This is a genomic window from Taibaiella helva, assembly GCF_003545695.1.
Taxonomy (GTDB): domain Bacteria; phylum Bacteroidota; class Bacteroidia; order Chitinophagales; family Chitinophagaceae; genus Taibaiella; species Taibaiella helva.
Genome location: NZ_QUZZ01000015.1, coordinates 63,216 through 90,048, shown reverse-complemented (window position 1 = coordinate 90,048; position 26,833 = coordinate 63,216). Strand labels below are relative to the sequence as shown.

The following is a 26,833-nucleotide window of genomic DNA, read 5'->3' as shown; positions in this document are numbered from 1 at the left end:
AAATTGATAAAGGCTTAACGCCAATAGCCTTAATTTTACGCATATTATGGAAACAGATAAAAGGAAAGGGTTCCTGTTCAAACAGTATGAACCGCCTGATATTGCTCCCTTCGACAAACTCTTCGAAATCTTCACCGAACTGATCACGCACACTTCCGGCGACCTGGACGAAGCCATAGCCTGGCTGCGGGAGCTCGACGCAGAATACCAGCTGACCGACGACAAGTACACCATCGATGATTTTATCGAAGACCTGAAGAAGAAAGGCTATATCAGGGAAGAAGTGCAGAACGATGGTACCGGGGGCGGGCTGGGCATCACTGCCAAAACGGAAAGGGCCATAAGGCAGCAGGCATTGAAGCAGATCTTCGGCAACCTGAAGAAAAGCGGATCGGGTAACCACAAGACGAAGTACGCAGGCAGCGGCGACGAGCATACCGGAGAATTCAGGGAATACCATTTCGGCGACGGCCTCGATCGCATTTCACTGACCGAAAGCCTGAAGAATGCCCAGGTCAACAATGGCGCCGATGTGTTCCGTCTTACCGAGAATGATCTCGTGGTCGAAGATGCACAGTACAAATCCCAGATGAGCACCGTGCTGATGATCGATATCAGCCACAGTATGATCCTCTATGGCGAAGACCGCATCACCCCTGCCAAAAAGGTAGCCATGGCGCTGGCTGAGATGATCACCACACGGTATCCCAAGGATACACTGGATATTCTTGTATTCGGTGATGATGCCTGGTCTATCGGGATCAAGGACCTGCCCTACCTCCAGGTAGGACCTTATCATACCAATACGGTGGCCGGCCTGCAATTGGCTATGGACCTCCTGCGCCGCAAGCGCAATACCAACAAGCAGATCTTTATGATCACCGACGGGAAGCCCAGCTGCGTGCGGGAAGCCGATGGTACCTATTATATGAACAGCATAGGATTGGACGAATACATCGTCGACAAATGCTACACCATGGCTCAGCAGGCACGCAAGCTGCATATTCCCATCACTACCTTCATGATCGCCAGCGATCCTTACCTGCAGCGCTTTGTAAGCCACTTTACCGAGGCCAACCAGGGTAAGGCTTTCTATACGGGCCTTAAAGGCCTGGGTGAGATGATCTTTGAAGATTATGAAGCCAATCGTAAGAAACGGATCAAATAATTTTTTCCAGAAAAAGAAACATGAACACAGAACAGATAAAAACATTCGGCGCGCTGAAGCAAGCCGGTTACCAGAGTAAAAGTATTAAAGATGAGCTGCGGCAAAACCTGCGCCGTAAGATCGCTGAAGGCGCACCTGTATTTGAAGGCGTATGGGGATTTGAAAATACCGTGATCCCCGAACTGGAAAGAGCGATCTTGTCGCGGCACAACATCAACCTGCTGGGCCTCCGCGGTCAGGCTAAAACACGGTTGGCCCGCCTGATGGTGAACCTGCTCGACGAATGGATCCCCTATGTGGAAGGTTCGGAGATCAACGACGACCCATTCCGGCCTATTTCCCGTTTTGCCCGCGACCTGGTCGCCGAAAAAGGCAATGAGACGCCCATCGCTTGGCTGCACCGCAACGACCGCTTCTACGAGAAGCTGGCCACACCCGATGTAACAGTAGCCGACCTTATCGGCGACATCGATCCCATCAAAGCGGCAAACCTGAAGTTGTCTTATGCCGACGATCGCGTAATCCACTTTGGCATGATCCCGCGCGCTAACCGCTGCATCTTCGTCATCAATGAACTGCCCGACCTGCAGGCCAGGATACAGGTAGCCCTGTTCAATATCCTGCAGGAAGGCGATATCCAGATACGCGGCTTCAAGGTGCGCCTGCCCCTGGATCTTCAGTTTGTCTTTACCGCCAATCCCGAAGATTATACCAACCGTGGCAGCATCGTCACCCCGCTGAAAGACCGTATCGGTTCGCAGATACTGACGCACTATCCCGAAAACATCAAGATCGCCCGCACTATTACCGAGCAGGAAGCCAACCTCGATGGCAGGCAAAGCGAAGTGATCCATGTACCCTCGCTGGCGAAAGATCTGCTGGAGCAGATCGGCTTCGAGGCCCGTATCAGCGAATATGTAGATGCCAAGAGCGGTGTGAGCGCCAGGATGAGCATCACAGCTTATGAGAACCTGCTGAGCACTGCTGAGCGGAGAGCGCTGAAAGCCGGCGCAGAGAAAACAACCGTTCGCCTCTCCGATTTTATGGGCGTGATCCCCGCCATTACGGGCAAGGTAGAGCTGGTGTACGAAGGCGAGCAGGAAGGCGCCGCTATTGTGGCCGAGCACCTGATCGGGAACGCCATCAAGACTTTATTTCCCCTTTATTTCCCCAAGATCGAAAAGCTGGAGCGGCCGAAAGAGAAAACGCCCTACCAGGAAGCGATCGACTGGTTTGCTGAAAACGAGATCGAGCTGATGGATGAGGATAGCGATTACGACTATCGACAGCAGCTCGATGCGGCAGGGCCCTTATACGGCCTGATCCGGAAGTACCAGCATGATGTGCCTGAAGAAGACCGGCATTTCCTGATGGAGTTCCTGCTCTGGGGCCTTTCGGAATTCAAGAAGCTGGGCAAGACCCGCTTTACCGAGGGTTACCAGTTCCGCAACCTGCTGGGACAGATCTATAATTAATCAGGTATAGCAATGTAAAATCCCCGGCCCTTAAGGACCGGGGATTTTTTATACTTCAGGAGTTAGAAGCTTTCATCTTCGCGCAGGTAGCGCCATTTCCCCGGAGGAAGCTTGCCCAGGTGTACCTTGCCCATGCGGATGCGTTTCAAGCCTACTACATGCAGGCCTACCAATTCGCACATGCGGCGGATCTGGCGCTTCTTTCCCTGTTTCAGGATGAAGCGAAGCTGATCTTCATTTTGCCAGCTCACCTTTGCCGGGCGCAGCTTTTCGCCGTCCAGGCTCAGACCATGGTTCAGCAGGCGCAGACCGTTCTCTGCGATCCTGCCGGTTACCCGCACCAGGTATTCTTTTTCGATACCGCTGTTTTCGCCGATCAGCTGCTTGGCTACGCGGCCATCCTGGGTCAGCACCAGAAAGCCTACGGAATCAATATCGAGACGACCCGCAGGCGCCAGGCCGTACTTCTGCTTCTCATGGTAACGGATGCCGCTCCTGTCTTCGGACCAGTGGTTTTGCGGAATGATCAGCTCGGCGGCAGCCCTGTAGCCCTTTTCAGGCTGGGCGCTCACATAGCCGACCGGCTTGTGGAGCAGTATGGTTACCCTGCCGGCCTGCGCGCGGCGGGCTTCGGGGCCAAGCGTGATCACATCCTTCTCCGCCACCTTCATGCCTTTTTCCCGGGTCACCTGCCCGTTCACCTTCACCCAGCCTTTCAGAATATATTCATCGGCCTCTCTTCGCGAACAATAGCCCAATACAGCCATTCTTTTCGCCAGCCGCATATTGTCATTTGCAGTATCCATATCGGTAGACGGGCAAAGGTAGCTCAAAAACGCTACATGACCGGCCTTAGCGCTGAGCGGCAGTGGCAGCTGCCCCGGCCAGGAACAGACCGAGGCAGCACGGAGGTAAATTTGCAGTAGTTCATGGTGGTTGTTTTTCTTGATTTTGATAAGGCAAGCCTACCCCGGTCCGCTTCAATAGTGATTCAATAAGGTTAACGCGGTTAATCATGCTTAACGACAAACGGCCCGGCTCTGCTGAACCGGACCGCCTGGTATCGGAAAAAATATGCTATGGATTTTCGACCGTTTTGCTTTCCGCCAGCTCCGCTTCATCGGGGGCTTTACCCAGATCGCGGTCCAGGTTGTAGAGCGCATCGGCCGAAGCGTTCTCGCCACCGGCGACCTTGATCTTATCCAGCAGGCCGAGTGCCAGTGTTTCCTCTTCGGTCTGTTCCTGCACAAACCATTGCAGGAAATGCCAGGTAGCCCAGTCGGATTCATCGTGGCTTAGCTTGACCAGCTTATAGATACCGGCCGTATTGTCCACTTCCTGCTGAAATACTTTTTCGAAGCAGGTCTGTACGCTGGTCGGATCATCCGGGGGCTTGGGAATAGCGTCCACCCTTACTTTCCCACCACGCTCGAGAATATATTCCAGGAATTTCATCATGTGGTTCCGCTCCTCATGGGCATGCCGGAACAGGAAGTTGGCAATACCATTATAGCCTTCGTCGGCGGCCCAGGAAGCATAAGACAAGTATACCTGGGCGGCCCAGGCCTCCTGCGTCATTTGTTTGTTAAGTCCTTCCTGCAAAGCGGAAGAAAGCCTGTTCTTGTTCATGACAGCTGCGTTTTGGTTCTTTTACGGAATAACACCATTAAACTGCAAAAGATTAAAAGGCAAGCTGTTTTATGAGGCTTTTAGAATAGATTAACGTTGTGCTGCCAGAGAAGCTACGGAACAGGTTGATCAGAACTTATAAGCAAGGTTCAGCGCAAAATTACGCGGACGCTGCGGATTCACCGACCAGTAGCCGATGTAATATTCCTTGTTGGTAATATTATTCAGGGTAAAACCGATGCGGTAATGATCAGCCTGGTAAGCAAGCGTAGCATTAAGTAAGGTATAGGACGGAAGTACGAATACACCTGTAAGGCTGTTGTCGATTACTTTGTACTCCCCGGCATAGTTGCCACCTACACCCAGCGAGAAATGTTTCAGTACACCATTCGCAGGCCGGTAATTGACCCATAGATTGGCCAGGTCCTGTGGCCCTTGTCCGCCCGGCGCTCTTCCCGGTTCGTTGTAGAAATCGGCCGCATTGCCGGTAAGCACTTCTGTCTTGTTGTGGCTGTAGCCTGCGAGGATGCTGAGGCCGGGCAGCGGATGTGCATTCAGGTCGATCTCGAAACCTTTGCTGCCCACTTTACCGCCCTGCAATGAATTGTTCTGGTTAGCCGGATCGGGATAAACCCTGTTGCCCACGCGGATATCATAATAGGATGCAGTCAGCTGCAGGCGGTCGGAGAAGAGATTGGTCTTGACACCGACTTCCCACTGGTTGGCATGCTCGGGATCGAAAGCTTTCAGCCTGGGATTACTGCCATCGGCATCGGCTACCGAACGGGGCGTTACGTTCACGAAGGCGTTCATGTAATTGGCGAATACAGATACCTGCTCCAGTACGGGCTGGTAAACGATGCCGAATTTGGGTGAAACTGCAAACTGGTTCACATCATCATCGGGAGTAGTCTTATCGCCTTTGGTTACAAAGTAGTCTGCGCGCACGCCGGCCATTAGCGAAAGCCCGGGGGTGATGTTGAGCACATCGGAAAGATAAGCGCTGTAGGTATAATTGTCCAGGTTGCCCCGGGCGCCGCCTGTAGTGCTGAGCATATTGTCCACCAGGGCCTGCGACAGGTAGACCGGAGCTGTTGTATCGCCCGTTGCCGGGTTGATATAGGGCACTTCGCCGCCCTGCGGCGTCACCTTCCGTACTGTAGCCCATCCCGAACCATTGTTGATCATGTTGCGGCTGAAGAAATCCACGCCCACCAGGACACGGTTGCGTAGCTTCCCGATATTAAAGTCGCCGTTGAGGTTCTGCTGTACATCGATCGTCGTGGTTGTCTGCTGTTCCTTGTGAAAATACTGGTCGAAATAATTATCACTGTAGCCATCGTCCCAGATATAGGTATAATAGCCGTTGGATTTGACCGTACCCCTTGAAATAACGGTCTGCGAAGTCCAATGCTCCGAAAGCTTGTACAGTATCTGTGCCTGCAGGTTGAACCTCGGGTTCTTAATGCTGAGGTCATTACTCATAAAAGAAAGACCGGGATTAAGGTTCAGCTCCTTCAGGTTGCGGAAAGGCAGAGGGGTAGCACGATCGGAGTTGAAGAAAATTGGCGCCACAGCCCTGCCTTCCTCCATGATCTCGGCCATTACCAGGAAGGAAAGCCTGTCGTTCACCTTATAGCTCATAGTGGGCGCAAAGAAGAAAGCCTTACGGTAACCGGCATCCTGGATGCTGTTCTCGGTATGGTAGGCAGTGTTGATGCGCACGGCGATCTTTTCCGTTTTGCTCAATGGTATATTGACATCGCCTGCGATGCGGTTGAGACCAAAGCTGCCGGCCGTATAGTTCAGCTCGCCGCCGAATTGGTCGTAAGGCTTCTTGGTAATAGTATTGATGATACCGCCGTAGCTGTAATAGCTGCCGCCGAACAAGGTGGCGGAAGGGCCTTTGATCACCTGTATCTCTTCCACGTTGGCCAGGTCGAGGTTGCCGCTGGGCAGGCCCGGCAGGCCGTTGATGAGCATAGGCTGCGCATCGAAGCCACGCAGGGCGAAATAAGAAGCGCCATCCCCCGCCCTGCCGGTAGATTCCCAGGTACGGGAAATGCCGGGAACATTGCGCAGCGCATCATCGTAGCTGGTAAGGCCCTGCTGCCTGATGGTCTCGGCCGATACACTGTTGTACACCTGCGCATTCTCCAGGTTCTTTAAAGGCATCTTGGAGACAAAATTGTTCACCTTATCGCCCTGGCGTATGGGGATTACGACCTCCTGCAATTCTGCCGCGCTTTCTTTCAGCTGGAAATCGGCCACTAAGGTCTCGCCGGCCTTCAGTGTTACGGATTGCTCCTGGCTTTCCAGGCCGACGGATGAAGCTGTAAGCATATAGGTGCCGGGAGCAATATTTCTTAATTGGTATTGTCCGTGCCGGCCCGTCATTGCGGCTTTATCGCCGCCTTGTATGCTGACGGTCACCCATTCGGCCGGCTTGCCATCGGAAGTGCTGACGAGGCCTTTGATCGTACCGTTCTGTGCAAACAGCCAGCCGGTAGATAAAGAGAAAATAAAGCTTAAAATGAAGATCTTTTGTGTCATTGGTTTTTTTTGAGCCGGGCGCAAAAGTACTGCGTGCAGGTTTAGCCTGTCTGTTTCTTTTGTAAAAAAAACATGACAAAACAGGATTACAAGCCTTGTCCCGGTAAGGTCTAAAGTTTTGTTACAGGAAAAATACAGGTGTTTTCACGTGCAGGATCGCGCTGCGGCGGTAGTATTTTTGTCTCACTAAACCGAATCTCTTAATCAACCAAACCAAAGATCATGTCACAAACTTATTCGCTGGAACAGCAGATCCACTGCCTGTCTTCCATATCCAATGCTGCCTTCGACCTGCAGGAGCCTTCTTTCGAAGCGCTGCAATCACTTACCACAACCATCGTGACCAATGCCCTGAATGATGCCACCATACAAGGCTGCATCGGCAGCTGGGAACTGGTATGGGGCCCTGTTGTGTTTTCCAATAATCCCGACGCCGCCACTGTAGTGGCCGACAACACGATGCTGCTGGCTTATAATGCCGACGAGAACCAATTCGTAGTCGCCATCGCCGGCACCAATGCCGTATCTATGTACGGATGGTTCCAGGAAGATTTCGGGGTCAACAGCCTGGTCGAGTGGGAAAGCATCGTCAACAAGGATGTCAATAAGCTTTTCTTTACGCCTTCGATTGCGGCCGGTACCCACCTGGGCTTGCAGAACCTGCTGAACATGCAGGCCGGCGGCGCAACCATGCTGCAGCAGCTCAATACCTATATCGGCCAGAACAAGATCAGCAGCGCTGGTGTTGCTGTTGCCGGCCATAGCCTCGGCGGCGCGCTGTCCCCGGTAATGGCCCTGTATATGCAGGATACCCAAAGCAGCTGGGATACCGTAAGCGGCGGTATCTCCGCCATCACCGCCTGGCCCACGGCAGGACCTACACCGGGTGATGCCGACTTTGCCACCTATTTCCAGGATAATATCGGCAGCAATTATACCAGCCGTTACAATACCATCGACGTGGTACCGCAGGCCTGGATGTATTCTTCTATGGAAAATATCCCGGCGATATACCCGGAGATCACCGCCCCCGAAGGCCAGGCGCCTTACTATACCACGATGGGCCTGCTGACATTGCTGGCCAACCTGCGCACTATCGATACCTCGGATTTCTATACCCGGATCAAGTACCAGCAGATCACTCCCTGGAATGCCATGACCGGTACCTTCGATAAGGACACCAACGATAAAGCCGATACAGAGGCCGCCCTTATCGGTATCTATGCGACCGGCGCCCTGGCGCAATACCAGCCTTACTTTAAGGCCTTCTATCAATTCCTGATGCAGATGGCCTACCAGCACACAACGGCTTACGATATCCTGCTGAATATCCAGACAGTAACCGACGAGCTCGCTAAAGTGAAAAAGGATGCCACCGGTACCAGCACCGACGAACGCAGGCAGCGCGCTATGTTCACCGCATTGTCTAAATATTACGGTGTGCGGATCGATACCGCAGCCATAGCCGCCGCTAAAGAAACAGCGGCTACCGCTTAAGGGCATTAAAAGATAGAAGCAAACCGGAGCAGGTTTGCTTCATTTTTTTCCAGGAGCGCCCAGCATCGTCACTTCCCGTCATAACGAGCATCTATGACTTATTGATTATGATTAGCCATGGGATTGCCTTCCGGCGTTATGGCCCAAGCGAGCAGGCACAACATCCCGGACCGCAGGAGCACCTAGGGAAAATAAAACGGCCATCCACCCACAGTTGTTTATCATAACAGCCTGCGGCTTCCGCCGCGGCTTTTTTAATGTAGTAATTTTATTCATTTAAAATATAAATCATGGTAAAATGCGCTTTCAGCCCTATCTTTAAAGTCCAATAAACAAACCTGCCGATCATGACGAGATGGTTATCCCTTTTTTATATCCTGTTGCTGATCTGCTGCTACAACGCCGCTACTGCTCAGAAGGAAAACAGCATCTGGTGTTTCGGCCAGGGTGTAGGCCTCAATTTCAACACACAGCCGCCAAGCTTCTTTACACACAATATGGACGCCTTCGAAGGATGCGTCACGGTTTCCAGCGCTACAGGGAATCTTCTTTTCTACTCACTGGGCAGCCGTATATGGGACCGGACCGGCAATGTAATGCCTAACAGCATCGGCTTGCTGGGCAACGGTCCGGTGATCGGCGGCATACCAACAGGCTCGAGCGAAGGCGGAACGCTGGCGCTGCGTTCTGTTACCGATACGAATATCTACTACTCCTTCTGCATAGGGGCCTACGAAGATGGTCAGCCCAAACTCTGGTACTCGGTAATCGATATGCGGCTCAACGGGGGTATGGGCGATGTAGTATCCACGCAAAAGAATATCTTCCTGGCTGACTCCTTATCGGAAAGCCTGACCTTCACTTTCGGCAGCGATTGCAACAGCTACTGGGTAGTCGTAAAGAAAGACTGGCTGCCTGCGACGCGTTACCTGGCTTTCAGAGTGGATGCCTTCGGTGTACATACCACACCGGTCGTTTCTACAGCGCCCCAGGTTGTTGCGGCACCACCGGTATTTTCCAATGATGGTAAACGGATGTACGCTGCGAACGGGAGACTGTACATTTATGATTTCAACCGGGCAACCGGGATGTTCTCTGCTCCCGTTACCGCCACCCCTGCCGACCTGAGCTTTACCTGGCCTATGGCCGTCTCTCCCGACGACACCAAGCTATACTTCTGTACCCTGGGACTGACCGGGCAGGTAACGCAATGTAACATCAGCCTGCTGCCGGATACCAATGCCGTCAAGAGCTCGAAAGTGGCTATAGCGACAGGGCTTTATGTCGATATCCAGCCGGCAACAGACGGCAAGCTTTACCTCGCGGGCCTCAGCACCGCAACACCCCAGGCGGTTATGGCGGCGATTGAGGCTCCCAATAATGCGGGTACGGCCTGCCTGTTCAATCCTTTAATGCTGCAGCTGCCGCCAAGCATGCCATTCCCGGCTTACGATTTTTTCCGCTTCAGCAAGCCCTTCCACCTTCCCGAAGCCGGAGATACCATTATCCGCGCTGTAAAAGATACAACGATCTGCTTCAGCAGCCAGGGGCAGCTGACCTTGCCTTCCTCAAATGTCTATTTATGGAGTACAGGCGAGCAAACGCAAAGCATCACCATAAGCCAGGAAGGCCGTTACTGGGCCTGGTCCAGGGGTAGCTGCAGCAATTATATCGACTCTTTTAATGTACGCTTCGTCGACTTCGATGTCGCTATGGGCGTCGATACCCAGATCTGCCCGGGCGATACCTTCCTGATACAACCTACGATGCCGGATGATGCCGATTATCGCTGGCAGGACGGAAGCACCGCCCGCTCCTATACTGCGACAGCGGCCGGCCGGTACACGGTGGTGGTCAGCAAAGGCGGATGTACCCTATCCGACACGCTTTCAGTAAGGCTCATTGATCCTTATGTACGCATCCTTCAGCGCGACACCAGCTTTTGCAGCGACGTTCCTTTCCGCCTGGATGCTACCGTGAATCCTCCAGGCGACATGCGCTGGAATAACGGCGCTACGGCCCAGGCCATCGACATCGATCAGGCAGGCTGGTACACGGTAGCCGCCGACAATGTCTGTGGCCGCTTTACCGACAGCGTATACATCGATATCAAAGGCTGCCAGTGCCGCAGCTATTTACCCAATGCTTTTTCTCCTAACGGTGATGGTATCAATGACGTGTTCCAGGTAACCTTTAACTGTCCGGATGCGAGCAGCTATGTCTTGTCAGTTTATGATCGCTGGGGCAAAAGAGTCTTTCTCAGCAAAGTTCCCGGCGAAGGCTGGGATGGCAGCCATAAAGGCGGGATGGCCGATGCAGGCACTTATTTCTATTACCTGAGGTATAAGCATTCTTTGCTGGGCGAGGTGATCAAAAAAGGGGATGTGGTGCTGATCCGTTAGCCACCGGCCTTCAGGACATAGTGATTTGATAACCCGGGGGGCACAAAAATGGGGTTGCATAAATAAAGGGAGATTGTAGCTTTGCGTTACCAAACCAATGCTATACCTGATCTAAACCCTACAAACCTTTATGGCTAAATTCAACCTTAAGGATACCCTTGTCCTGCCCGCAAAGTACCAGAACACCAAACTTTACCTGTCAGCCAATGTAGCCCCGGACAACAATGTGATCAGCATTGCCGGTCATTCCGTGATCAATTGCCTGCAGATCGAGATCGAAGCGGTGAGCTTCACCGACCATCCGCTCGACTATGCCAATAAGCTTTATGGCGCTACCTTAAGCGTTGAAGTGAATGTAAGCAAGATCAAGACCGGCGAAAGCGACGATGACGGTTCGAAGATACCGGTAAAGTGCTCGCTGATCGTGGATGCCGGTAACGATCTGCTGCAGGAATACCAGCTGGATGATAAAAAGACGCCGACGGCCAATTCCCGCTTCTTCTTCACCATCACACTCAAAGCCCCGCAGTCATGAGAAAAAGCTATCTGATCATAGCAGGCCTGCTGGGCTTCGGTACCGTAGCGCAGGCGCAGGAACCCGATCTGAAACCGCTGGAGCTCACCGCCAGTCCGGCTTACATCCTGCTGGGCGTTCAGCCGACCAATATCCAGCGGCCTTCCACGCCCAGGGACTTTGCAGCGAGCCTGCAATCGGCAACGGTGAACGGCGTGCTGCAGCCCAATTTTGCCCTGGAGGTCAATCCCTTCAACTGGAATAAAAAGGCGCCCGGGAATCAATATTCCTTCAAGGCCAACGATTATTTTTCTTCTGATATTTTCCCCGCTATTAAAAAGAATTTCGCGATCTCCATTGCCACTTCCAGCACGGACACCGTTAAATTCGGCGACCTTGATAAGGGTACCGGCCTGGGCTACGGCCTTCGGGTAACCCTGCTGCCCGGCACCGTCAACAAGCGGACGACCGAAGACCTGCGCGCCTGGGCCCTCGCGGAAACCCGGCAAATGACGGTAAGCCTGCTGCAAAATCTACTGGCCGTGCCTTCCTTTACTTATGACGACGTACAGCGGGCGTTCGATATGGCAGCGGCACGCACATCGGAACGGGAAGATATACCCGACGCGATGAAGCCCGGCGTGCAAAGCGACCTGCTTTCCTTAAAAGGCAAGGTGGCCGGCATAAGGGATACAGCCGCTCTCCGGCGCTGGCTCGATGAGCAGGAACCCGCGCTCGATTCCGCGAAGCTGGTGGCGCTGGACCGGATCAATAAACGGAAAGCACCTTTTGCCCGGGATGGCTTCATCCTGGAAGCGGCTTATTCCGGAGTGACCGTACTGCAAAACAATAACTGGGATAACAGCGTGTATGCGAAAACAGGTGTCTGGATCACGCCTTCGTACCGTCTCGACCTCAGCAGCGACAAAGATCTGAAACTGGTCCAGTCGCTCGACTTTCTGGGCATCGTACGCTATATCTGGAACGACCATAGGGTCGATCCCGGCAACTACCTGGATTTCGGCGCCAAAGCGCAGTTCAACCGTAACGACTGGAACATTGGCTTCGAGGGCGTCTTCCGCCGGGCCTCGGACATACCCGCCACCCAAAGCTCCCACTGGACTTATTCCTGGGTGGGCAATTTCAGCTATACCCTGCAGGAGAACATCACGCTGCGCCTCAGCTTCGGATCACAGTTCGACGGCAATACCCGTGTCTACAGTAAACCAAACGAGATACTGGCTATCGGTGGTATCAGCTTCGGATTGCTGGGTAAGGGAAAATAACGGACACCGATTAAGGCAAAGGCGGTTCCCGGGATTTTATTTACCTGCGGTAACAATCTCGTAAAACCGCTTACGGTAGGTATCTGAGACCGGGATCAAACGATCGAGGATGCGGATGCCTTCTCTCTCGATGCTGTCGATCTTGTCGATGGCTACCATGAAAGACTTGTGCACCCGGCACACCAGCGCTTCCGGTATATCCGTCTCCAGCTCGCGAAAGGTCTGCAGAGTCATGATCTTCTTGTGCAAGGTGTGGATCATACGGTAATCCCGTCGGCCCTCAATGTACAGCACATCGCTGAGCTGCACTTTCTCCAGCCGGTATTCGGTCTTGATGAAGATAAAGCTGCGGGGCGCTGTTTCTTTACGTTCCAGCTGCTGCTTTACCTTATCCACCGCCTGCACAAAACGATCGAAGGTATAGGGTTTCAGCAGGTAATCACGTACATTGAGCTCATAGCCTTTCAAAGCATATTGATGATATGCGGTGGTGATGATCACCTCGCTTCGGTTGACCGATTCCAGCAGCTGTATGCCCGATAGCTCGCCAATATTGATATCCAGAAAGATCAGGTCGGGCACATGGGTCTGCAGGTAAACAAGCGCGTCGATGCCGTTGTCGAATACGGCTACCAGGTGGAGCCAGGGCAGCTTCTTCAGGTAACCTTTAATGCGCTCCTGGGCCAGGGGCTCGTCTTCTATGATGATGCAGTTAATCATGCGTGTCCAGGATAAGTTGTACAGAGTAAAGCCCGCCTTGGTCCGAAAGGTTTAGCGTATGCCTGCCGGGATACAGTAGCTCCAGCCGCCGCTGTAACAGTTCATTACCCAGGCCGCTGTAAACGTCCTCTTTGATACCCTTGCGCTGGTAGCGGTTTTCACAGCGGAAAACAACGCTATTATCAGTAATATCGATCCCGATTTGCACCACAGGTCCCTCCCGTTTGTTGGCAGCATGCTTGAAGGCATTTTCAATATAGGCGATCAGCAGCATGGGTGCGATCATCAGGTTGCCCGGCTCCCCCTGCAGCGCATAGCGGACAAAATCGTGGTTGGCCGAGCGGATGCGCTGCAGATCCAGGTAAGCATCGATATAGCCCAGCTCTTTCGACAGGGGCACTTTTTCCGTTCGGGTCTCGTACAGCATAAAGCGCATGATACCCGACAGCTTATTGAGGAAAAGCGAGGCCTTGGCTGGATCCTTCCCGATCAGCACATCGATGTTGTTGATGGTATTGAACAGGAAATGCGGATTGATCTGTGATTTGATCAGCGCCAGCTCTGTTTCATGATGGCGCCGCTGCAGCTCTTCCTTAAACCGGATGTCGCCGTACCAGCGGATGAAGCCTTTCAGCACCAGGCCGATGACCCCGTGTATGCCGGCCAGCATCGACAGGAAGAGCCCCATGAAGAAGGTCTGCGGAAAACGAAGGTAGCCGAGGGCATTGAGGGGAAAGCTGAGCAGAAGCGTTGTAAGGCCTCCGGCGACCAGGACAAACAGGATGCCCCAGAGCAGGCAAGCCCATAAACGTTTTCGCATCAGCCAGCGATCGAACAAGATTAGATAGTAAGAATAGAATCCCAGCACACCAGGCAGAAGCGCGAATACAGCCAAAGGAGAAAAGAACAGGACCTGGCCCAGGTGTTCCACCGGCGGGCGGGTCTTGGGTAAGGCCAGCAGGATGGTAGTGATCAACAGCAGGTACAGTAGCCAGTAACCCAGGTGCAGCAAAACGATCATCGGCTTCCGCATATCAGCTCCTTTCCTTTTTGAAGAGGAACAAAAGATAGGCTGCTGCTCCGAATACCAGGGAATAGCCGAGGGCCCAGGCATAGATATTGGTCTTGAATTGATCCTTCATAAACGCTGCTGCACTATAAATGTACGGAACAATGAACGCATATCGCCACTGGATCACCGTCATCGACAAAATGTAAAGGCCCAATCCGATACCTACAGGCACCATGAAGTTCCGGAATTGCAGGCTCAGCAGGAATTGCAGGGACAGCACCGGGAGACAGGTCAACAGGAACTTGCCGTTACCCAACAGGAATTTGCCCCAGGGAAAAGCCTCCGCCGGGAATGGCACCTGTTTCAGGAACAGCGCCGGCAGCACACCGGTAAGATAGATGCCGATATTGAACAGGATAAAGAACTGCAGCAGCATGACCAGGATCACGCCCAGCTTGGCCAGAAAAATCGTAGTGGGCGATTGCGGCGTTACATGAACCTGCTTCCATGTCTGATTGCGGAATTCCAGCTGCCCTACCAGTGTCGTCACCAGGATAACACCCATAGGCAGCAGGAAGAAGGCCATGCTTTGCCAGCAGCGGGAATAAAGCATCTCCCATATTCTTGGCGAACCATTGTCGCTGGCAAGCCGTTCAAAGAAATAAAAGCGCTGGATCAGTATGATCAGCGGGATCATGGTACCGCCTGCGATCGTCAGCCAGGCGCCAGCAGTGCGCTTGCGTTTCAGCCATTCGCTGCGGAAGCTGTTCAGAAAGACATTGCTCATGATAAGGGAGATTGCGTAAGGTTCATAAAAATGGTTTCCAGGTCGTTTTTTTGCACATGCATACCGTAAATGGCTATCCCGTCGCCCACCAGCTCCCGGAGCAGGAGCGGCATTTGTTCCCGCGTTACCTTATCTATTGCCAGCAGCTTACCTTGCCAGCTGAAGGAAAGCTGAAGCCGCTCCACAGCCGCCGTTGCACCCGGGTCGCCGTTACAATCGATAAGAAACCCGCCGGCCTGCTCCCTTTCTTCGGTCAGCCCGGCCAATGTTCCCTGGTATTGCAGCCTCCCCCCGTTGATGATGCCGATATGGGTTACCAGCCGCTCGATCTCCGGTAGCAGGTGACTCGAGATCAGGATTGTTGTGCCCAGCTCGCGGTTGAGTCGTTGCAGCAGTGCACGCATCTCCACGATGCCTGCAGGATCAAGTCCGTTGGTCGGTTCGTCCAGGATCAGCAGCGGCGGCTCGTGCAGCAGGGCTGCGGCGATACCCAGGCGTTGCTTCATGCCCAGCGAGAACCGACCGGCCTTCTTATTGCCGGTACGGTCCAAGCCGGTCATGGACAGCGCGGCAGCGACACGGGAACGGGGACAGCGATAGAGTTTACGCCATACTTCCAGGTTCTCTGCTGCGCTGAGGTGGTGATAGATAGAGGGGCTTTCGATCAGCGCGCCTACCTTTCGGAGCAACGCTGAGCGATGTACAGAAACATCTTGTCCCGAGATGTGGATGCTGCCTTGCTGTTTGCGGAGCAGACCCAGCAAGAGTCTTAATGTAGTGGTCTTGCCTGCGCCATTGGGGCCCAGGAAACCATAGATGGCACCTTCGGGCACCTGGAGCGCGACATCGTCGAGCACTTTTTCGTCTTGCCGGAACCGGTAGCTCAGTCCAGCAGTCTCAATGAGGAATGGCGTCATGACATTTTTTTTGATCCTGGACCAAAAGTAGCCCGCCAGCCCGCATCTGCCGGATGCAATACACCAATTACCCCTGTTTGTCTGCAAAAGGAGCAAATTGTTCTGCAAACCGGCAACGGGTATTTCTTAGCTTTGCTCAACCCATAAAAACATTCGGTCATACAATGGGGCTAAGCCGATAGGTCTATGCAAGCACCGGAAAAAATAAGCGGCTGGGATTTCAGCTACCTTGAGCGCAGCCGCCGGATGGTGAAAAGTCCCCTGCCCCGGAATTATTACAATGAGCTGCTGCCCTATCTGCGACCGGGCATCTGCGTGCTGGACATGGGTACAGGCGGCGGAGCGTTCCTCAGCCTGCTGCCGCATAAAGAGCAATACCATATCTATGCCACAGAAGGCTATGCCGATAATATCCCTGTAGCTGCTGCACGCCTGGCGGGCTTCGGCGCCACATTGGTATCGGAATACGAAGATGATGCCCTACCCTTCGACGATGGCTTTTTCGACCTGGTGATCAACCGGCACGAAAGCTATGTGCTCGGCTAAGTAGCGCGCATCCTGAAGTCCGGCGGCCATTTCATCAACCAGCAGGTAGATGGGCTAAGCGACCGTAATATTGCCGACGTCATTCAACAGAAAACCAAGGACGACTTCCCGCACTGGAACCTGGCCTATGCGCTGAAGGAGTATAAACAAACAGAGCTTACTGTACTGAAGCAGCTGGAGCATACGGGCTACACCCGTTTCTTCGATGCGGAGGCACTGCTCTTCTACATCCGATCGATGCCTTATCTTTTTGACCATTAGGGGCAGTTCGATTTCGGTTTGATCCGCACTTTGCTGGACGCCTGCTTTGTGCAGCAGGTATGCCTCGGTATTGTGAGCAAACGGTTCATCATCTCCGCCCGTAAGCCGCTCTGATCGCGGTTCAGCGCATCCACTGTGTTATATACCTTAGAAAATCCGGCTGCTGATCGACGAAGAGGTAATGCGAACAGTTATCGATAAAGCGGAACTCGTCGGGGCCGACAAGGTTTTTCAGGCCGGCCAGCATCCTGCCGGAAAAAATACGGTCCTGTTCACCATACACGGCATAAATGCGGACGCCTTTTTGCTTCAGCGCTTTCAGATCGGGCCTGGTATCGATATTTTTGCGCGGCTCATTTTTATAGAAGAGCAGCGGCGCATTGCTGTTGCGGATATTCTGCGCGTAAAAAGGACCGGTCTCGTAGGCTTTTCTCAATTCGCGGGATGCCTTAGTGGGCTGTGGCATCTCAAAGTAGTCCATCTTCCCGGCCAGGTCATAGCAACCTTTCCGGTATGCCGCCGACTGTTTGTCTGCGGCCATCAGTACTTTCGTTCGCTGTTGCATCGCCGTATCGTTGTGGTAGCGTGCGTAATCCCCGGCATTCGACAGGATCCAGTCATAAGTCTCCTGCTGGGCAAACAGCGCGCCGGCAAGAACAAGCCTGCTCACCTTTTGTGGATACTGCCGGGTATACAAAGTCGCTACCAGGCCACCAAAGCTATGCCCGATCAGCGCGGCCTGCTTCAGGCCGTACTTCCGGTAAATGCTGTTCAGGTCGTCGAAAGCTTCCTGGTAGGTCAGGGTGGCCTTAGGATCGGGCGACCGGCCCTCTCCTCTCCTGTCGTACACGATCACATAGAAGCCGCTGTCGGCAAGTCTGGCAGCGGTGGTCGCTTCAAATAAAGTGGCATTGCCGCCGGGACCGCCATGCAGGAAGATCACCGGCTGATTCCTGCTGTTCCCATAAGCTTTGCTGTACAATTGCTGTGCGCACAGCATATAGCCGGGCAGACAGGCAAGGAGGAGCATAACGATCGTTTTCATAAATGCGGGTTGCGGTTCAGGCTTCAAAGCTAGGCGAAACAGGACATAAGCCGTTCTTTTTTCTACGATCCCTTTGTTTTTATGGCCACCCTGCAGATGAACCGGCTTTCGCTATTGACGCGAAACACAGGATATTTACCGTTCTTTGCGTTCCCGTTCACCAAAACCGATCCGACACAATGATGCTGCGCGCTTTCCGAATTTACCTGCTGCTCCTTTGCCTCGGCTGCGGTATCCTGCATGCACAGGATACACGTATTCCGTTTCATCTTTCGTCAGACAATAACCTCATGTTTCAGGCGGTGCTTAACGGGACAGATACTGTAAACCTGATGCTGCATACAGCGACGTCAGATCTCAGCCTTACCGAAACGGCTGTAGCCCGGCTGAAAACCCTGCATTTCAACCGGACCGATGAGCACATAAAAAGCTGGGGCGGCTCGGAGAACAGCACCCGTTATAGTGCTCCTAACCGGGTACAGATCGGAACGCTGCAATGGGATTCGATAGCAGTCTGGGAAGACCGGCAATCGGGGCAAGGAACAGATGGCAAATTTGGCCTCGACCTGTTCCGCGGTAAAACCGTTGAGCTGGATTTCGATCAGCAGGTATTGGTCGTTCGCGATACCCTTCCTGCTGCCTGTGCTACCTACGACAAGCTGGCTTTACGGCAACAAGGCGACATGCTTTTTGTCGAAGCGGCGCTCAGTGACGGCAGCCATTCCTGGAAAAATGAATTCCTGCTGCATTCTGGCTATGCCGGTGCGCTGCTGCTCGACGACGCCTTTGTCGCCGTCAGCGGCATCGATGCGCAGCTGAAAGTGTTGTCGGAACAAAAGCTGACCGATGCTTATGGCCATGTGTTGAAAGTAAAAAAAGCCACTTTACCTTCATTGCAATTAGGTCGTTATACGCTGGCGCAGGTCCCTGCCGGTTTTTTCGAAGGCGCCATCGGCCGGCAAAAGATGAGTATCCTGGGCGGCGACGTATGGAAACGTTTCCATGTGTTTATCGATGCTGCACGTGCGTTTATTTACCTTAAGCCGGGAGGCTTGATGGACCTGCCTTGTAAAAGCTGATCAGCAGGGGATACCGGCCAGTAATGATTACTTAATAACTTTTTTGCCCGAGATGGACATTTTCCCGACACAATATTCAACCCTCTCCGCCCCCGCGCTGAACCTGCAGCTACAGCAGGCTTACGGCCTTAAGGACATGCATTGCCGGCTGCTGATCCGTAATGTAAGCGATGCTTATGTGATCGGAAATAACCGGGAAAAGTACCTGTTCAAGATCTACCGCGATGTGCACCGGAAGCCCGATGAGATCCGGGGAGAAGTACAGCTGCTGCACTTGCTGGCGGCAGGTGGCGCAAAGGTGGCTACTCCCGTTGCCGATCTTTCCGGCAGCTATCTCCAGCGCTTCCAGGCTGCAGAAGGAATCCGCTACGGAGTGTTGTTTGACTGGGCCCCTGGCCGGGTGGTAACAGCGCTTAGCAGGGAACAGCTACAGACCGTAGGCCGTGAAATGGCGCTGATTCACCAGATCAGCAGCAGCATTGAGCTGGACCATTTTCGCCGGTCCTATACGCCCTACACAACGATAAAAGAGCCCTTACATCGCATTGCCCCGGCTTTTGAAGGACTGGAAGAGGCTTATCAATACCTCAGACAAACCGGCGACGAAGTGTATGCAACCCTGTCGGAAATGGATACGGCTAACTTCAGCAAAGGCTATTGCCACTACGATTTTCTGCCCAAGAATTTTCACTTCTCTGAAGGCGGGATCACTTTCTTTGATTTCGATTTCGCCGGGAAGGGTTTGCTGGCCAATGATATCGTCTCCTTCTTCAACCACTTTTTCCTGGATACGGTATATGGCAGGCAAACCATAGAAGAAGCGCGTGAAGCTTTCGCTATATTTGTAGCGGCTTACCGGGAAGTAAGGCCTTTGCACGACGAGGAGCTGCAAGCCATCCCTGTGCTCGGGTTTGCCTACTGGATATTCTATCTCGGCTTCCAGCATGATCATTTTGACGACTGGTCCAATTTTTTCTTTGGCCCGAGATTCCTGACAGAAAGGACAGCGCTCATCCGGAAATGGATGGAACTAAGCCCCAAGCTCTTACCTAAGCACAATAGCGATATTTAAACGATACGGAACAAAACATAAGAACGATGTATTTTACGACAGCCGATATAGCAGCGCGCCGGGAAAGGCTGGCGGCGCAATGGCAGGAACAGCTGAACGATGATGAAGCGGTGCTGGTTTACTGTGGACAGCCCATTCAGAAGCCGGGCGGGCTGGACATCACCTATCCCTTTTTACCCCACCCGGCCTACTTCTGGCTTACCGGCCGCCGCCGCGAAGAAGAGGTGCTGCTCTACAGCAAGGGGGAAGGCTGGGTTGAATTCCAGAAGGAATGGACCAAAGAGCAGGCGGTATGGGAAGGCGACCGTAACGATCTCCTGGTACAGCAGCCAGGCAAAGACCTTACAGAACTGGAGGATTACCTGAAGAGTAAGCACTTTAGCACGGTGTATGCATTGGGCCAGGCGCCGGGCAATCCGGCAGTCGAAGGCAAGGCCTTCATACTGCGCACGCTCATGGATCAGACCCGGCGGGTAAAGGATGCTGCGGAGGTAAAGCTTGTGCGCGCTATCGCCGATATTGCGGCCCGGGGCTACCGTACGCTTAAAGCAGCGATCCGACCCGGCGTTTCCGAAAAGGAGTTGCAGCTGGTCTTTGAAACGGAGATCCTCCGCTGTGGCGCGCATACTGTGCCTTATGATACCATCGTGGGCAGCGGCCCCAATGCGGCAACGCTGCATGCCCTGCCTACAGCCAGGATCATAGGAGAAAACGAGCTGGTATTGGTCGATGCCGGCGCCGATATCTATGACTATTGCGTGGACATTACCCGTACCTTTGGCTCTTCCGCAGCCATCGGCAGCCGCCGCAAAGATCTTTACGGACTGGTATTGTCGGTACAGCAGGAATGTATCAGCATGACGCAGGCCGGGGCCTGGTGGCGCGATGTGCACGGCCATGCGGCCAAACGGTTTACCGAAGGTTTGCTGGGCTTCGGTATCTTTAAAGGCAGCCTGGATACACTGATCGAAAAAGAAGTGATCGCGCCCTTCTTCCCGCATGGCCTGGGTCACCTGGTCGGGCTGAGGGTACGGGATACCGGACAGGAAGAAAATCTTTCACCGAAAAAATATTTCGGCAGCCGTCTCCGGGTGGACCTCCGGCTGGAAGCCGGTCACCTCATTACGGTCGAGCCGGGCCTGTACTTTATCAAAGCCCTGCTCGAAGACCGGGAATTGATGAAGCCTTACCAGGATTATATCAACCAGCAGGAACTGGAACACTGGAAAACGATCGGCGGCGTGCGCATCGAAGACAACATCCTCATTACAGAAACGGGCAATGAAAACCTTACTGCAGCTGTGGAAAAGGTAGAAGAGCTATAGCAGCAGCGCATAAAAACATACGGACCGGTCGGCATGCCCCTGCCGGAGGAACCGGCCGGTCCTGTTCATTATCATCTTAAACGATAAATACTTCCCCGTCTTCCGGCACATGGCAGCGCTGTGACAAGCCGGCTTCCGCCATCGCCGTTCTTATTGCCGTACGGCTCTCGCGGCTGTGATTGACCGACTCCAGGTGCACCACGTAAACCTGTGCCTCCGGCGCGTAAGCGCACACCGACCGGATATCTTTAATATCCATCACAATAGGATCGCCGGTCTCAAACCTCGCCCCGCCACCATTGACCACGATCTGCTGCGGCAGGTGCTCATCCAGCACCTGTTTTACTTCATCGCACCATATGGTATCGCCGGCGATGTACAGCCGCTGTCCGCCATATGCCAGCACATAACCTGATACGACACCCATACGCTCCCCGATCTCGCCGGTACCGTGGTGCCCGCCGGTACGGTACAGGCTTATACCTTCCCAATCAAGCCGGTCGTCGACTGCGGTTACATTGGTGAATCCAGACTGCCTGATGACTCCAGCATCTGCAGGCTGACAAAGGATAGGCATCTCTTTGCGCAGCTTTTCTTTAGCTACGGTATCCCAGTGATCGAGGTGAAGATGTGTGAGCAGCACGGCATCCGTCTGTTGCAGCAGGCTGTCCAGAGCAGCTGCATCGATGGGCAGGCCTGCGGTAGGATTGGGAATGTCGTTGCCGGTACCGGGAAAAGCCGGATAGGTACCTTTAGGCGCCAGCATAGGATCGACAAGCAGGTGTTTGCCGTTGAGTGTAAGCCATTGTGTGGCGTTGCGGAGCAATCGTAAAGTCATTGTGCTTAATTTTACACAAAATTGACGCTTCGCCAACCGGCAGCCAAGAAAGTTACCTCCGGGTAACCGGGTTACTTTTAAGTTTACACCTCATGACGGAAAACCAATTCAGATACTGCGGCCTCAATGTGGCACTCAAAGCCCTGTCGGGTAAATGGAAGCCGGCGATCCTCTACCATCTTTTCCACAACAGGGATATCCGTTCCAATGAGCTGTGGCGCGTGATCCCGAAGGTTTCGAAGAAAGTGCTGCTCGAGCAGCTCCGGCAGCTGGAAGAAGACGGACTTATATTACGGGAAGAAAAGCACAGCTTCCCTCCCGAAGTGTATTACCGCCTGTCGGATAAAGGCCGGGCGCTGGGTACCGCGTTGGCCCGGCTTGAAGCCTGGGCCAATGAATATGCTCCGGCACAGGTAGACGATATCCTGGCGCAGGAAAGACACCGGCTGCAGCCGGAATACCGGAAATAGCAGGGCTATTCTTTGACGAAGCGGAGTGTTTCGGTAGCTTCTCTGGCTTCCAGCCGCAGGAAATAAACGCCCGCCGCCAGCGCATGCAACGGGATTTGCAGCGGGCTGTCCTGGTAGCTTCCGCAATAAACAACGCTACCCGCCGTACTATAGATGGTTACCGTTGCTTCCGGGTTACGGATACCGCTGATGGTCAGCGTTACCTGGTCGCCGGCGGGATTGGGATAGAGGGTGACCTGTATATTACCCTTCATTTTTTTCCCGGTACTCACAACCATCGGGCGCCCGAAACGGGCCAGCAGAATGCCGCTGTTCCCGGCATCATCAAAGCTGCCGGCAGCTACCAGCCTGCCATCCGGCTGCACCAGCAGGCTGCGCAGGTGATTTTTTGCAAAGCGATGCGCCTTCAGCTGACCGTATAAGCCTACGGAAGTGTCGGGACTGCCATTGGCATGAAAACCGGAAAGACTAAGCGCTACGGAGTCGCCGCCGGTACGCACAAAGCCGGAAACATACAGCTTACCCCCGGACAGGGCCAGGCCCGATGCTGCCGGAAAGCCGGCATAAGCAACTTTGCCGCCTTGTCCGAAAGCGGGATCCGGCGTGCCGTCGGAGCGGTAGCGCGCCAGGACCAGGCTGGTATCGGAGCTGCCGGCAATACATATTTTACCATCGGGCTGCTGGCGTACGACACGTGCAGCGTCAAACGGGCTGGCCGACGGGGAAAGTGTTGTGAGCACAACGCCTCCGGCGCCGAATGCGGGATCTAAAGTACCGTTGGTCTGTACGCGGGCCAGCGCAATGCGGGTTGCAGGCGGAGCGTTCAGGCTGGCCTCGCCGGAATAGCCGGTCAGCAGCACCTTGTTGTCCGATTGCGCCAGCACATCCCAGAGCACGGCATTCCTGCCTGTCTCCATCACATAGCTGGCCACGCCCGAAACGCCGAAGCCCGTATCATAGCTACCGTCGGGGTTCAGACATACCAGCATCATTTTCAGGGCCGGGTCGCCAACCGTACCCCCCGCGACAATGCGTCCATCAGAAAGCAGGGCCAGGGAGCTCACTTCTTTACGGGCAAAAATATTCAACTGGCCGAGCCAGTGGATTCCGTTATTGCCGAAGCTGCTGTCGCGCTGACCGTTGGCCTTCAGCCGGGCGATAAAGGGTCGGCTGATGATCTGTGCCGGCGGCGTCACATAGATCTCGTTACCGGCTACCAATATCTTGCCGTCGGCCTGCACCCTTACCGCGTGTGCATGGTTATCGAAACCGGTGGTCAGCAAAGCGTGCCCGTTCCCGGCAAAACTGCTGTCGGGCTGGCCATTAGCCTGGAAGCGGCTGACAAGCGTCCGGAAGGAAGATGCTCCGTTACCGGCAATTTCCGTACCGGCGGTCACCAACTTGCCATCGGTCTGCAGAGTGATATCCAGGGCTTCCCGCGCCACATCGCCGGCAAGGCTGGTGGCAATGCCGTTATCGGCAAAGGTGCTATCGAAAGTAAGCTGCTGCGCTTGTACAAGCAGGACGCTGCAGAGCAGCAAGGAGGAAAACAAATATTTCATCGGGCTTATCGTTTCAGGCTCTCTATAAAAAACAAGACGTTATCACTTCCCTCTTTTCTTAGTCAGCTCCTTGCATAATTTAATTGCTGCCCGCCCGCCGCAATGCAAACAAAAAGCCAAATATCATGTCCGGATAAACACAAAGAGCGCTGGGTCGTCTATCCATTGCTCCTGCACATAACAGCAGGTTTCCCTAAAAAAGAAACAAGGTATGCAGCACCAATACCGGACGATCAATATCCCGTTTAAGTTATATTTGCTAACCTTCTAAATACCGTAAAGATGAAACCGTTGATCCTTCTCCTGGCCCTGAGCTTCTCTGCACAATTGAGCTGGGGACAAACCTTCGCTGAAAAGAAAGAAAGCCGTAACAACAAGCATACTGCCAAAACCGGCCTGACCAGGCTGGATCCCGGCGCTGTCAGCGACAGGGCGCAGCAGCAATTCGCACAGGATTTTCAATACACATCGAACATCAGCTGGAAGCGCGAAGCTTACTACGACCGGGTAAGCTTTACCAATGCTAACGGCAGCCGCATGGATGCCTATTATGACAGCAACGCCCGGCTGATCGGAACGACAGCAGCTTCCTCTTTCAAAGAAATACCGTCTGCCGCACAGAAAGAGCTATCCCGCCGCTACGATGGCTGCGATAAAGCACCGGTACTCTTTTTCGATGATAATAGCGACAACGATACGGATATGTATTTGTATGGCGGGCACTTTGACGATGCCGACGCTTACTTTATCCAGCTGAGGGATAAAAAGGGCAAGCTGGAAATCATGAAGATAGACCTGGAAGGTAAGGTGAGCCGTTTTGCCGGCGTACAATCATAGGTATCTTGCGCTGCGCCATAAATCTTTTAGTGATACTGATTCTGACCTTCTAATTCAAGAAGCACTAACGAAATGATACAAGTATATGCGATTTGAACTTTAACCATAAGTATAAATGATGATGTTAGTACAACCATTTACTAAGCTAGTTGTAAATTATACGATAAGCCTATGACTTCGAATATTGAAAGGCTCATTTTGAAAACAGGTATATGGGTTTATTATCATCAGTATGTATATCCGTAACCTCCGGCGCATCCTTTCCATTGAACCGAACGACCGTAAATGGGAACGCGCAATAGCAGCGATCATTTACACCGGCCTTATTACCAATATCGCTAACCTCAACATAAAGGGTATCTACATCGCCATCCGGATAGGACAGGTACATCGTATTAGCGCCTCCGTAGTGGACAATTAGGTCTGCAATATAGCCGCTGCATAATACGCCTTTACCATCCAATCCAGCCGAGCTTCGGGAAGCAGGAAATAGGAAGGTTTTATCATCATAGTTAGCAGGAGGTGCTTCCACTTTACTATTTCCGGAATAGTAAAACAGCTTAATTTTAGATAATATCGAATCTGGAAGGATCGCTCCATTCTGCTTAATTTGAAAAAACAGGACATTGGGAGGAAGAGCCGGAATCTTTTTCGGTTTGCAAGCAGTTAGATTAATACCTAAAAATGTTAGCAAGGCAATGAAACAATATCTGGTCATAATTTAAGGATGAACATTGTGTAAAATGCTGCGCTCATATTGAAACACGCTGCCAGCGGGCCATTCACCGGCCTGAAAGAAGTACCCAGTGTTGGATCCGTCCCAACCCCAATTCATATGGAAGTGAAAGCTGGAAGAACGGCAGGGGTTGGAATATTGCCGATAACCGTCACATATCCAGGCATGGCATGCACCATAGCTCCAATGAAAAAGAGTGGCATTCTCTGTACAGCCATCAAGGATTACCGGCCGTCCTGCATCAATATCCCCCTTAATGGTCCACCGGCTTGTATTGTTGTCAAAATCATCATATTCGCCAAAGGCGTTATAGTAAAGATAGTACCTATAGAAGTTACGAAGGTCTTTTGTGTCCGCACTTGATTCGCCACAGTTCCAATCCATATGGACAGTTTGACCAATGTTCAGCATCAACCGCTGGACACCGGTATCCCCATTGTTACGGTCCATCGCAGCATAATTATAATTTAAGGCAGTGCTGGGTGCTGCCCAATAGTGCGAAAGAATGGCGCCAGCTGTTGCAACGCATCCGGTTAAGGCTTTTCCACAATCCATGGAACAACCGCCAACGGGAATAAGATTATTGTAGCTGCAGCCCTGCCCCCAATTATTATTGACCAAAGGCTCTTTAAGCTGAATCAAATCGGGAAAGCAAATTCTGGCGTTCTCCAAAACCTTTAAATAGAGGAGAACTCTATTTTCGTAAACCGCAGGAATCAATGCGCCCATTTGGACCCAGGAAGCTCTATGATCATCTATAGCATCTGCCATTTCGCCGTTTCGTATGCCTTCAATGATCGCCCTTGTTGTGAGAAACCAGGCAGCCAAAGCAGGAGGTATTTTCTCTGTTTCACCAAGATTGCCTTTTTCAACAAATGCGCTGATGGGTTCGAACCGGCAATCGGCGGGCATCACAACGTATCCACCATCATTGGCATAATTGAAAATATACAGCGATGGAATGTTATTACTATTATTCAAGGTCAATGTAGAAATGATTGTCACTGCTCCCCTTTTTACCAATTCGAATTTATTGTTGAATTGCAGTACATTCAGATACGCCTTGGGCCAGTTGGGATCATCGTTGAGTGAGTTCTGAATA

The 26,833-nt window shown here is 52.9% G+C and carries 24 protein-coding genes; 13 read left to right on the top strand and 11 right to left on the bottom strand.

Annotated elements, in window-relative coordinates:
• Window positions 1-46 precede the first annotated feature (46 nt).
• The gene (locus tag DZC79_RS19020) at window positions 47-1,168 is read left to right on the top strand and encodes a vWA domain-containing protein (RefSeq protein ID WP_118953206.1); all 1,122 of its coding nucleotides are present in this window, start codon (window positions 47-49) and stop codon (window positions 1,166-1,168) included.
• A 20-nt stretch (window positions 1,169-1,188) separates the two neighbouring features.
• Window positions 1,189-2,643, top strand: a complete 1,455-nt coding sequence (locus DZC79_RS19015) for an AAA family ATPase (RefSeq protein WP_118953205.1) — start codon at window positions 1,189-1,191, stop codon at window positions 2,641-2,643.
• A 62-nt stretch (window positions 2,644-2,705) separates the two neighbouring features.
• On the opposite strand, the gene DZC79_RS19010 is transcribed toward DZC79_RS19015, so the two are convergent.
• The 3 genes from DZC79_RS19010 to DZC79_RS19000 all read right to left on the bottom strand — a co-directional run bounded on the left by DZC79_RS19010 (window position 2,706) and on the right by DZC79_RS19000 (window position 6,825).
• Entirely contained in the window at window positions 2,706-3,449 is a 744-nt protein-coding gene (locus DZC79_RS19010; RefSeq protein ID WP_118953204.1) for a pseudouridine synthase, read from the bottom strand.
• A 271-nt stretch (window positions 3,450-3,720) separates the two neighbouring features.
• Window positions 3,721-4,272 (bottom strand): ferritin, encoded by a 552-nt coding sequence (locus DZC79_RS19005; RefSeq protein WP_118953203.1) that lies wholly within the window; start codon window positions 4,270-4,272, stop codon window positions 3,721-3,723.
• Between the two features lie 129 nt (window positions 4,273-4,401).
• A complete protein-coding gene (locus tag DZC79_RS19000) occupies window positions 4,402-6,825 on the bottom strand; it encodes a TonB-dependent receptor (RefSeq protein WP_118953202.1) in 2,424 nt (807 codons plus the stop codon).
• Between the two features lie 222 nt (window positions 6,826-7,047).
• Between DZC79_RS19000 and DZC79_RS18995 the strand changes: the two genes are divergently transcribed.
• From DZC79_RS18995 to DZC79_RS18980, 4 genes are all read left to right on the top strand, one after another.
• On the top strand, window positions 7,048-8,322 hold the full coding sequence (locus DZC79_RS18995) for a lipase family protein (protein ID WP_118953201.1): 1,275 nt from the start codon (window positions 7,048-7,050) through the stop codon (window positions 8,320-8,322).
• Window positions 8,323-8,669: 347 nt separating this feature from the next.
• Entirely contained in the window at window positions 8,670-10,724 is a 2,055-nt protein-coding gene (locus DZC79_RS18990) for a gliding motility-associated C-terminal domain-containing protein (RefSeq protein ID WP_118953200.1), read from the top strand.
• Between the two features lie 130 nt (window positions 10,725-10,854).
• Window positions 10,855-11,259: a hypothetical protein gene (locus tag DZC79_RS18985; protein ID WP_118953199.1), complete on the top strand. Its 405-nt coding sequence runs from the start codon at window positions 10,855-10,857 to the stop codon at window positions 11,257-11,259.
• On the top strand, window positions 11,256-12,524 hold the full coding sequence (locus DZC79_RS18980) for a hypothetical protein (protein WP_118953198.1): 1,269 nt from the start codon (window positions 11,256-11,258) through the stop codon (window positions 12,522-12,524). Before DZC79_RS18985 ends, DZC79_RS18980 begins: the two co-directional genes overlap by 4 nt.
• Window positions 12,525-12,560: 36 nt before the next feature.
• Here DZC79_RS18980 and DZC79_RS18975 read toward each other — a convergent pair whose 3' ends face one another.
• From DZC79_RS18975 to DZC79_RS18960, 4 genes are read right to left on the bottom strand one after another with little or no spacing between them, the layout of a single operon-like run.
• Window positions 12,561-13,244, bottom strand: coding sequence for a LytR/AlgR family response regulator transcription factor (locus DZC79_RS18975; RefSeq protein WP_118953197.1), 684 nt, complete (start codon window positions 13,242-13,244; stop codon window positions 12,561-12,563).
• On the bottom strand, window positions 13,237-14,277 hold the full coding sequence (locus DZC79_RS18970; protein ID WP_157977277.1) for a sensor histidine kinase: 1,041 nt from the start codon (window positions 14,275-14,277) through the stop codon (window positions 13,237-13,239). Before DZC79_RS18970 ends, DZC79_RS18975 begins: the two co-directional genes overlap by 8 nt.
• Before the next feature lies 1 nt (window position 14,278).
• Window positions 14,279-15,043, bottom strand: coding sequence for an ABC transporter permease (locus DZC79_RS18965; RefSeq protein ID WP_118953195.1), 765 nt, complete (start codon window positions 15,041-15,043; stop codon window positions 14,279-14,281).
• Window positions 15,040-15,960 (bottom strand): ABC transporter ATP-binding protein, encoded by a 921-nt coding sequence (locus DZC79_RS18960; protein WP_118953250.1) that lies wholly within the window; start codon window positions 15,958-15,960, stop codon window positions 15,040-15,042. The genes DZC79_RS18965 and DZC79_RS18960 overlap by 4 nt, the downstream gene beginning before the upstream one ends.
• Window positions 15,961-16,146: 186 nt before the next feature.
• Between DZC79_RS18960 and DZC79_RS18955 the strand changes: the two genes are divergently transcribed.
• Window positions 16,147-16,506, top strand: coding sequence for a class I SAM-dependent methyltransferase (locus DZC79_RS18955; protein ID WP_118953194.1), 360 nt, complete (start codon window positions 16,147-16,149; stop codon window positions 16,504-16,506).
• Window positions 16,507-16,888: 382 nt separating this feature from the next.
• Here the strand turns inward: DZC79_RS18955 and DZC79_RS18945 are convergent, their stop codons facing one another.
• Window positions 16,889-17,812: an alpha/beta fold hydrolase gene (locus DZC79_RS18945; protein WP_118953192.1), complete on the bottom strand. Its 924-nt coding sequence runs from the start codon at window positions 17,810-17,812 to the stop codon at window positions 16,889-16,891.
• A gap of 179 nt (window positions 17,813-17,991) precedes the next feature.
• On the opposite strand from DZC79_RS18945, the gene DZC79_RS18940 reads away from it, so the two are divergent.
• From DZC79_RS18940 to DZC79_RS18930, 3 genes are read left to right on the top strand one after another with little or no spacing between them, the layout of a single operon-like run.
• The gene (locus DZC79_RS18940; RefSeq protein WP_118953191.1) at window positions 17,992-18,891 is read left to right on the top strand and encodes a hypothetical protein; all 900 of its coding nucleotides are present in this window, start codon (window positions 17,992-17,994) and stop codon (window positions 18,889-18,891) included.
• Between the two features lie 52 nt (window positions 18,892-18,943).
• Window positions 18,944-19,963, top strand: coding sequence for a phosphotransferase enzyme family protein (locus DZC79_RS18935; RefSeq protein ID WP_118953190.1), 1,020 nt, complete (start codon window positions 18,944-18,946; stop codon window positions 19,961-19,963).
• A gap of 26 nt (window positions 19,964-19,989) precedes the next feature.
• The gene (locus DZC79_RS18930; RefSeq protein ID WP_118953189.1) at window positions 19,990-21,288 is read left to right on the top strand and encodes an aminopeptidase P N-terminal domain-containing protein; all 1,299 of its coding nucleotides are present in this window, start codon (window positions 19,990-19,992) and stop codon (window positions 21,286-21,288) included.
• Window positions 21,289-21,364: 76 nt separating this feature from the next.
• On the opposite strand, the gene DZC79_RS18925 is transcribed toward DZC79_RS18930, so the two are convergent.
• Complete coding sequence (locus DZC79_RS18925; protein WP_118953188.1) at window positions 21,365-22,126, bottom strand: MBL fold metallo-hydrolase; 762 nt, start codon at window positions 22,124-22,126, stop codon at window positions 21,365-21,367.
• Between the two features lie 92 nt (window positions 22,127-22,218).
• Between DZC79_RS18925 and DZC79_RS18920 the strand changes: the two genes are divergently transcribed.
• Window positions 22,219-22,596 (top strand): winged helix-turn-helix transcriptional regulator, encoded by a 378-nt coding sequence (locus tag DZC79_RS18920; protein WP_118953187.1) that lies wholly within the window; start codon window positions 22,219-22,221, stop codon window positions 22,594-22,596.
• Between the two features lie 5 nt (window positions 22,597-22,601).
• Here the strand turns inward: DZC79_RS18920 and DZC79_RS18915 are convergent, their stop codons facing one another.
• Window positions 22,602-24,158 (bottom strand): T9SS type A sorting domain-containing protein, encoded by a 1,557-nt coding sequence (locus tag DZC79_RS18915; protein ID WP_118953186.1) that lies wholly within the window; start codon window positions 24,156-24,158, stop codon window positions 22,602-22,604.
• A gap of 282 nt (window positions 24,159-24,440) precedes the next feature.
• Between DZC79_RS18915 and DZC79_RS18910 the strand changes: the two genes are divergently transcribed.
• Together DZC79_RS18910 and DZC79_RS18905 are read left to right on the top strand one after the other, a co-directional pair.
• Complete coding sequence (locus tag DZC79_RS18910) at window positions 24,441-24,995, top strand: hypothetical protein (RefSeq protein WP_118953185.1); 555 nt, start codon at window positions 24,441-24,443, stop codon at window positions 24,993-24,995.
• Window positions 24,996-25,227: 232 nt separating this feature from the next.
• Window positions 25,228-25,416 (top strand): hypothetical protein, encoded by a 189-nt coding sequence (locus tag DZC79_RS18905; protein WP_118953184.1) that lies wholly within the window; start codon window positions 25,228-25,230, stop codon window positions 25,414-25,416.
• Between the two features lie 300 nt (window positions 25,417-25,716).
• Here DZC79_RS18905 and DZC79_RS18895 read toward each other — a convergent pair whose 3' ends face one another.
• Window positions 25,717-26,736, bottom strand: coding sequence for a C10 family peptidase (locus tag DZC79_RS18895; protein ID WP_157977276.1), 1,020 nt, complete (start codon window positions 26,734-26,736; stop codon window positions 25,717-25,719).
• Window positions 26,737-26,833 lie beyond the last annotated feature (97 nt).

Coding starts and splice junctions, on each gene's coding strand:
- DZC79_RS19020 (WP_118953206.1), top strand. CDS start 47: ATGGAAACAGATAAAAGGAAAGGGTTCCTGTTCAAACAGTATGAACCG.
- DZC79_RS19015 (WP_118953205.1), top strand. CDS start 1,189: ATGAACACAGAACAGATAAAAACATTCGGCGCGCTGAAGCAAGCCGGT.
- DZC79_RS19010 (WP_118953204.1), bottom strand. CDS start 3,449: ATGGATACTGCAAATGACAATATGCGGCTGGCGAAAAGAATGGCTGTA.
- DZC79_RS19005 (WP_118953203.1), bottom strand. CDS start 4,272: ATGAACAAGAACAGGCTTTCTTCCGCTTTGCAGGAAGGACTTAACAAA.
- DZC79_RS19000 (WP_118953202.1), bottom strand. CDS start 6,825: ATGACACAAAAGATCTTCATTTTAAGCTTTATTTTCTCTTTATCTACC.
- DZC79_RS18995 (WP_118953201.1), top strand. CDS start 7,048: ATGTCACAAACTTATTCGCTGGAACAGCAGATCCACTGCCTGTCTTCC.
- DZC79_RS18990 (WP_118953200.1), top strand. CDS start 8,670: ATGACGAGATGGTTATCCCTTTTTTATATCCTGTTGCTGATCTGCTGC.
- DZC79_RS18985 (WP_118953199.1), top strand. CDS start 10,855: ATGGCTAAATTCAACCTTAAGGATACCCTTGTCCTGCCCGCAAAGTAC.
- DZC79_RS18980 (WP_118953198.1), top strand. CDS start 11,256: ATGAGAAAAAGCTATCTGATCATAGCAGGCCTGCTGGGCTTCGGTACC.
- DZC79_RS18975 (WP_118953197.1), bottom strand. CDS start 13,244: ATGATTAACTGCATCATCATAGAAGACGAGCCCCTGGCCCAGGAGCGC.
- DZC79_RS18970 (WP_157977277.1), bottom strand. CDS start 14,277: ATGCGGAAGCCGATGATCGTTTTGCTGCACCTGGGTTACTGGCTACTG.
- DZC79_RS18965 (WP_118953195.1), bottom strand. CDS start 15,043: ATGAGCAATGTCTTTCTGAACAGCTTCCGCAGCGAATGGCTGAAACGC.
- DZC79_RS18960 (WP_118953250.1), bottom strand. CDS start 15,960: ATGACGCCATTCCTCATTGAGACTGCTGGACTGAGCTACCGGTTCCGG.
- DZC79_RS18955 (WP_118953194.1), top strand. CDS start 16,147: ATGCAAGCACCGGAAAAAATAAGCGGCTGGGATTTCAGCTACCTTGAG.
- DZC79_RS18945 (WP_118953192.1), bottom strand. CDS start 17,812: ATGAAAACGATCGTTATGCTCCTCCTTGCCTGTCTGCCCGGCTATATG.
- DZC79_RS18940 (WP_118953191.1), top strand. CDS start 17,992: ATGATGCTGCGCGCTTTCCGAATTTACCTGCTGCTCCTTTGCCTCGGC.
- DZC79_RS18935 (WP_118953190.1), top strand. CDS start 18,944: ATGGACATTTTCCCGACACAATATTCAACCCTCTCCGCCCCCGCGCTG.
- DZC79_RS18930 (WP_118953189.1), top strand. CDS start 19,990: ATGTATTTTACGACAGCCGATATAGCAGCGCGCCGGGAAAGGCTGGCG.
- DZC79_RS18925 (WP_118953188.1), bottom strand. CDS start 22,126: ATGACTTTACGATTGCTCCGCAACGCCACACAATGGCTTACACTCAAC.
- DZC79_RS18920 (WP_118953187.1), top strand. CDS start 22,219: ATGACGGAAAACCAATTCAGATACTGCGGCCTCAATGTGGCACTCAAA.
- DZC79_RS18915 (WP_118953186.1), bottom strand. CDS start 24,158: ATGAAATATTTGTTTTCCTCCTTGCTGCTCTGCAGCGTCCTGCTTGTA.
- DZC79_RS18910 (WP_118953185.1), top strand. CDS start 24,441: ATGAAACCGTTGATCCTTCTCCTGGCCCTGAGCTTCTCTGCACAATTG.
- DZC79_RS18905 (WP_118953184.1), top strand. CDS start 25,228: ATGTATATCCGTAACCTCCGGCGCATCCTTTCCATTGAACCGAACGAC.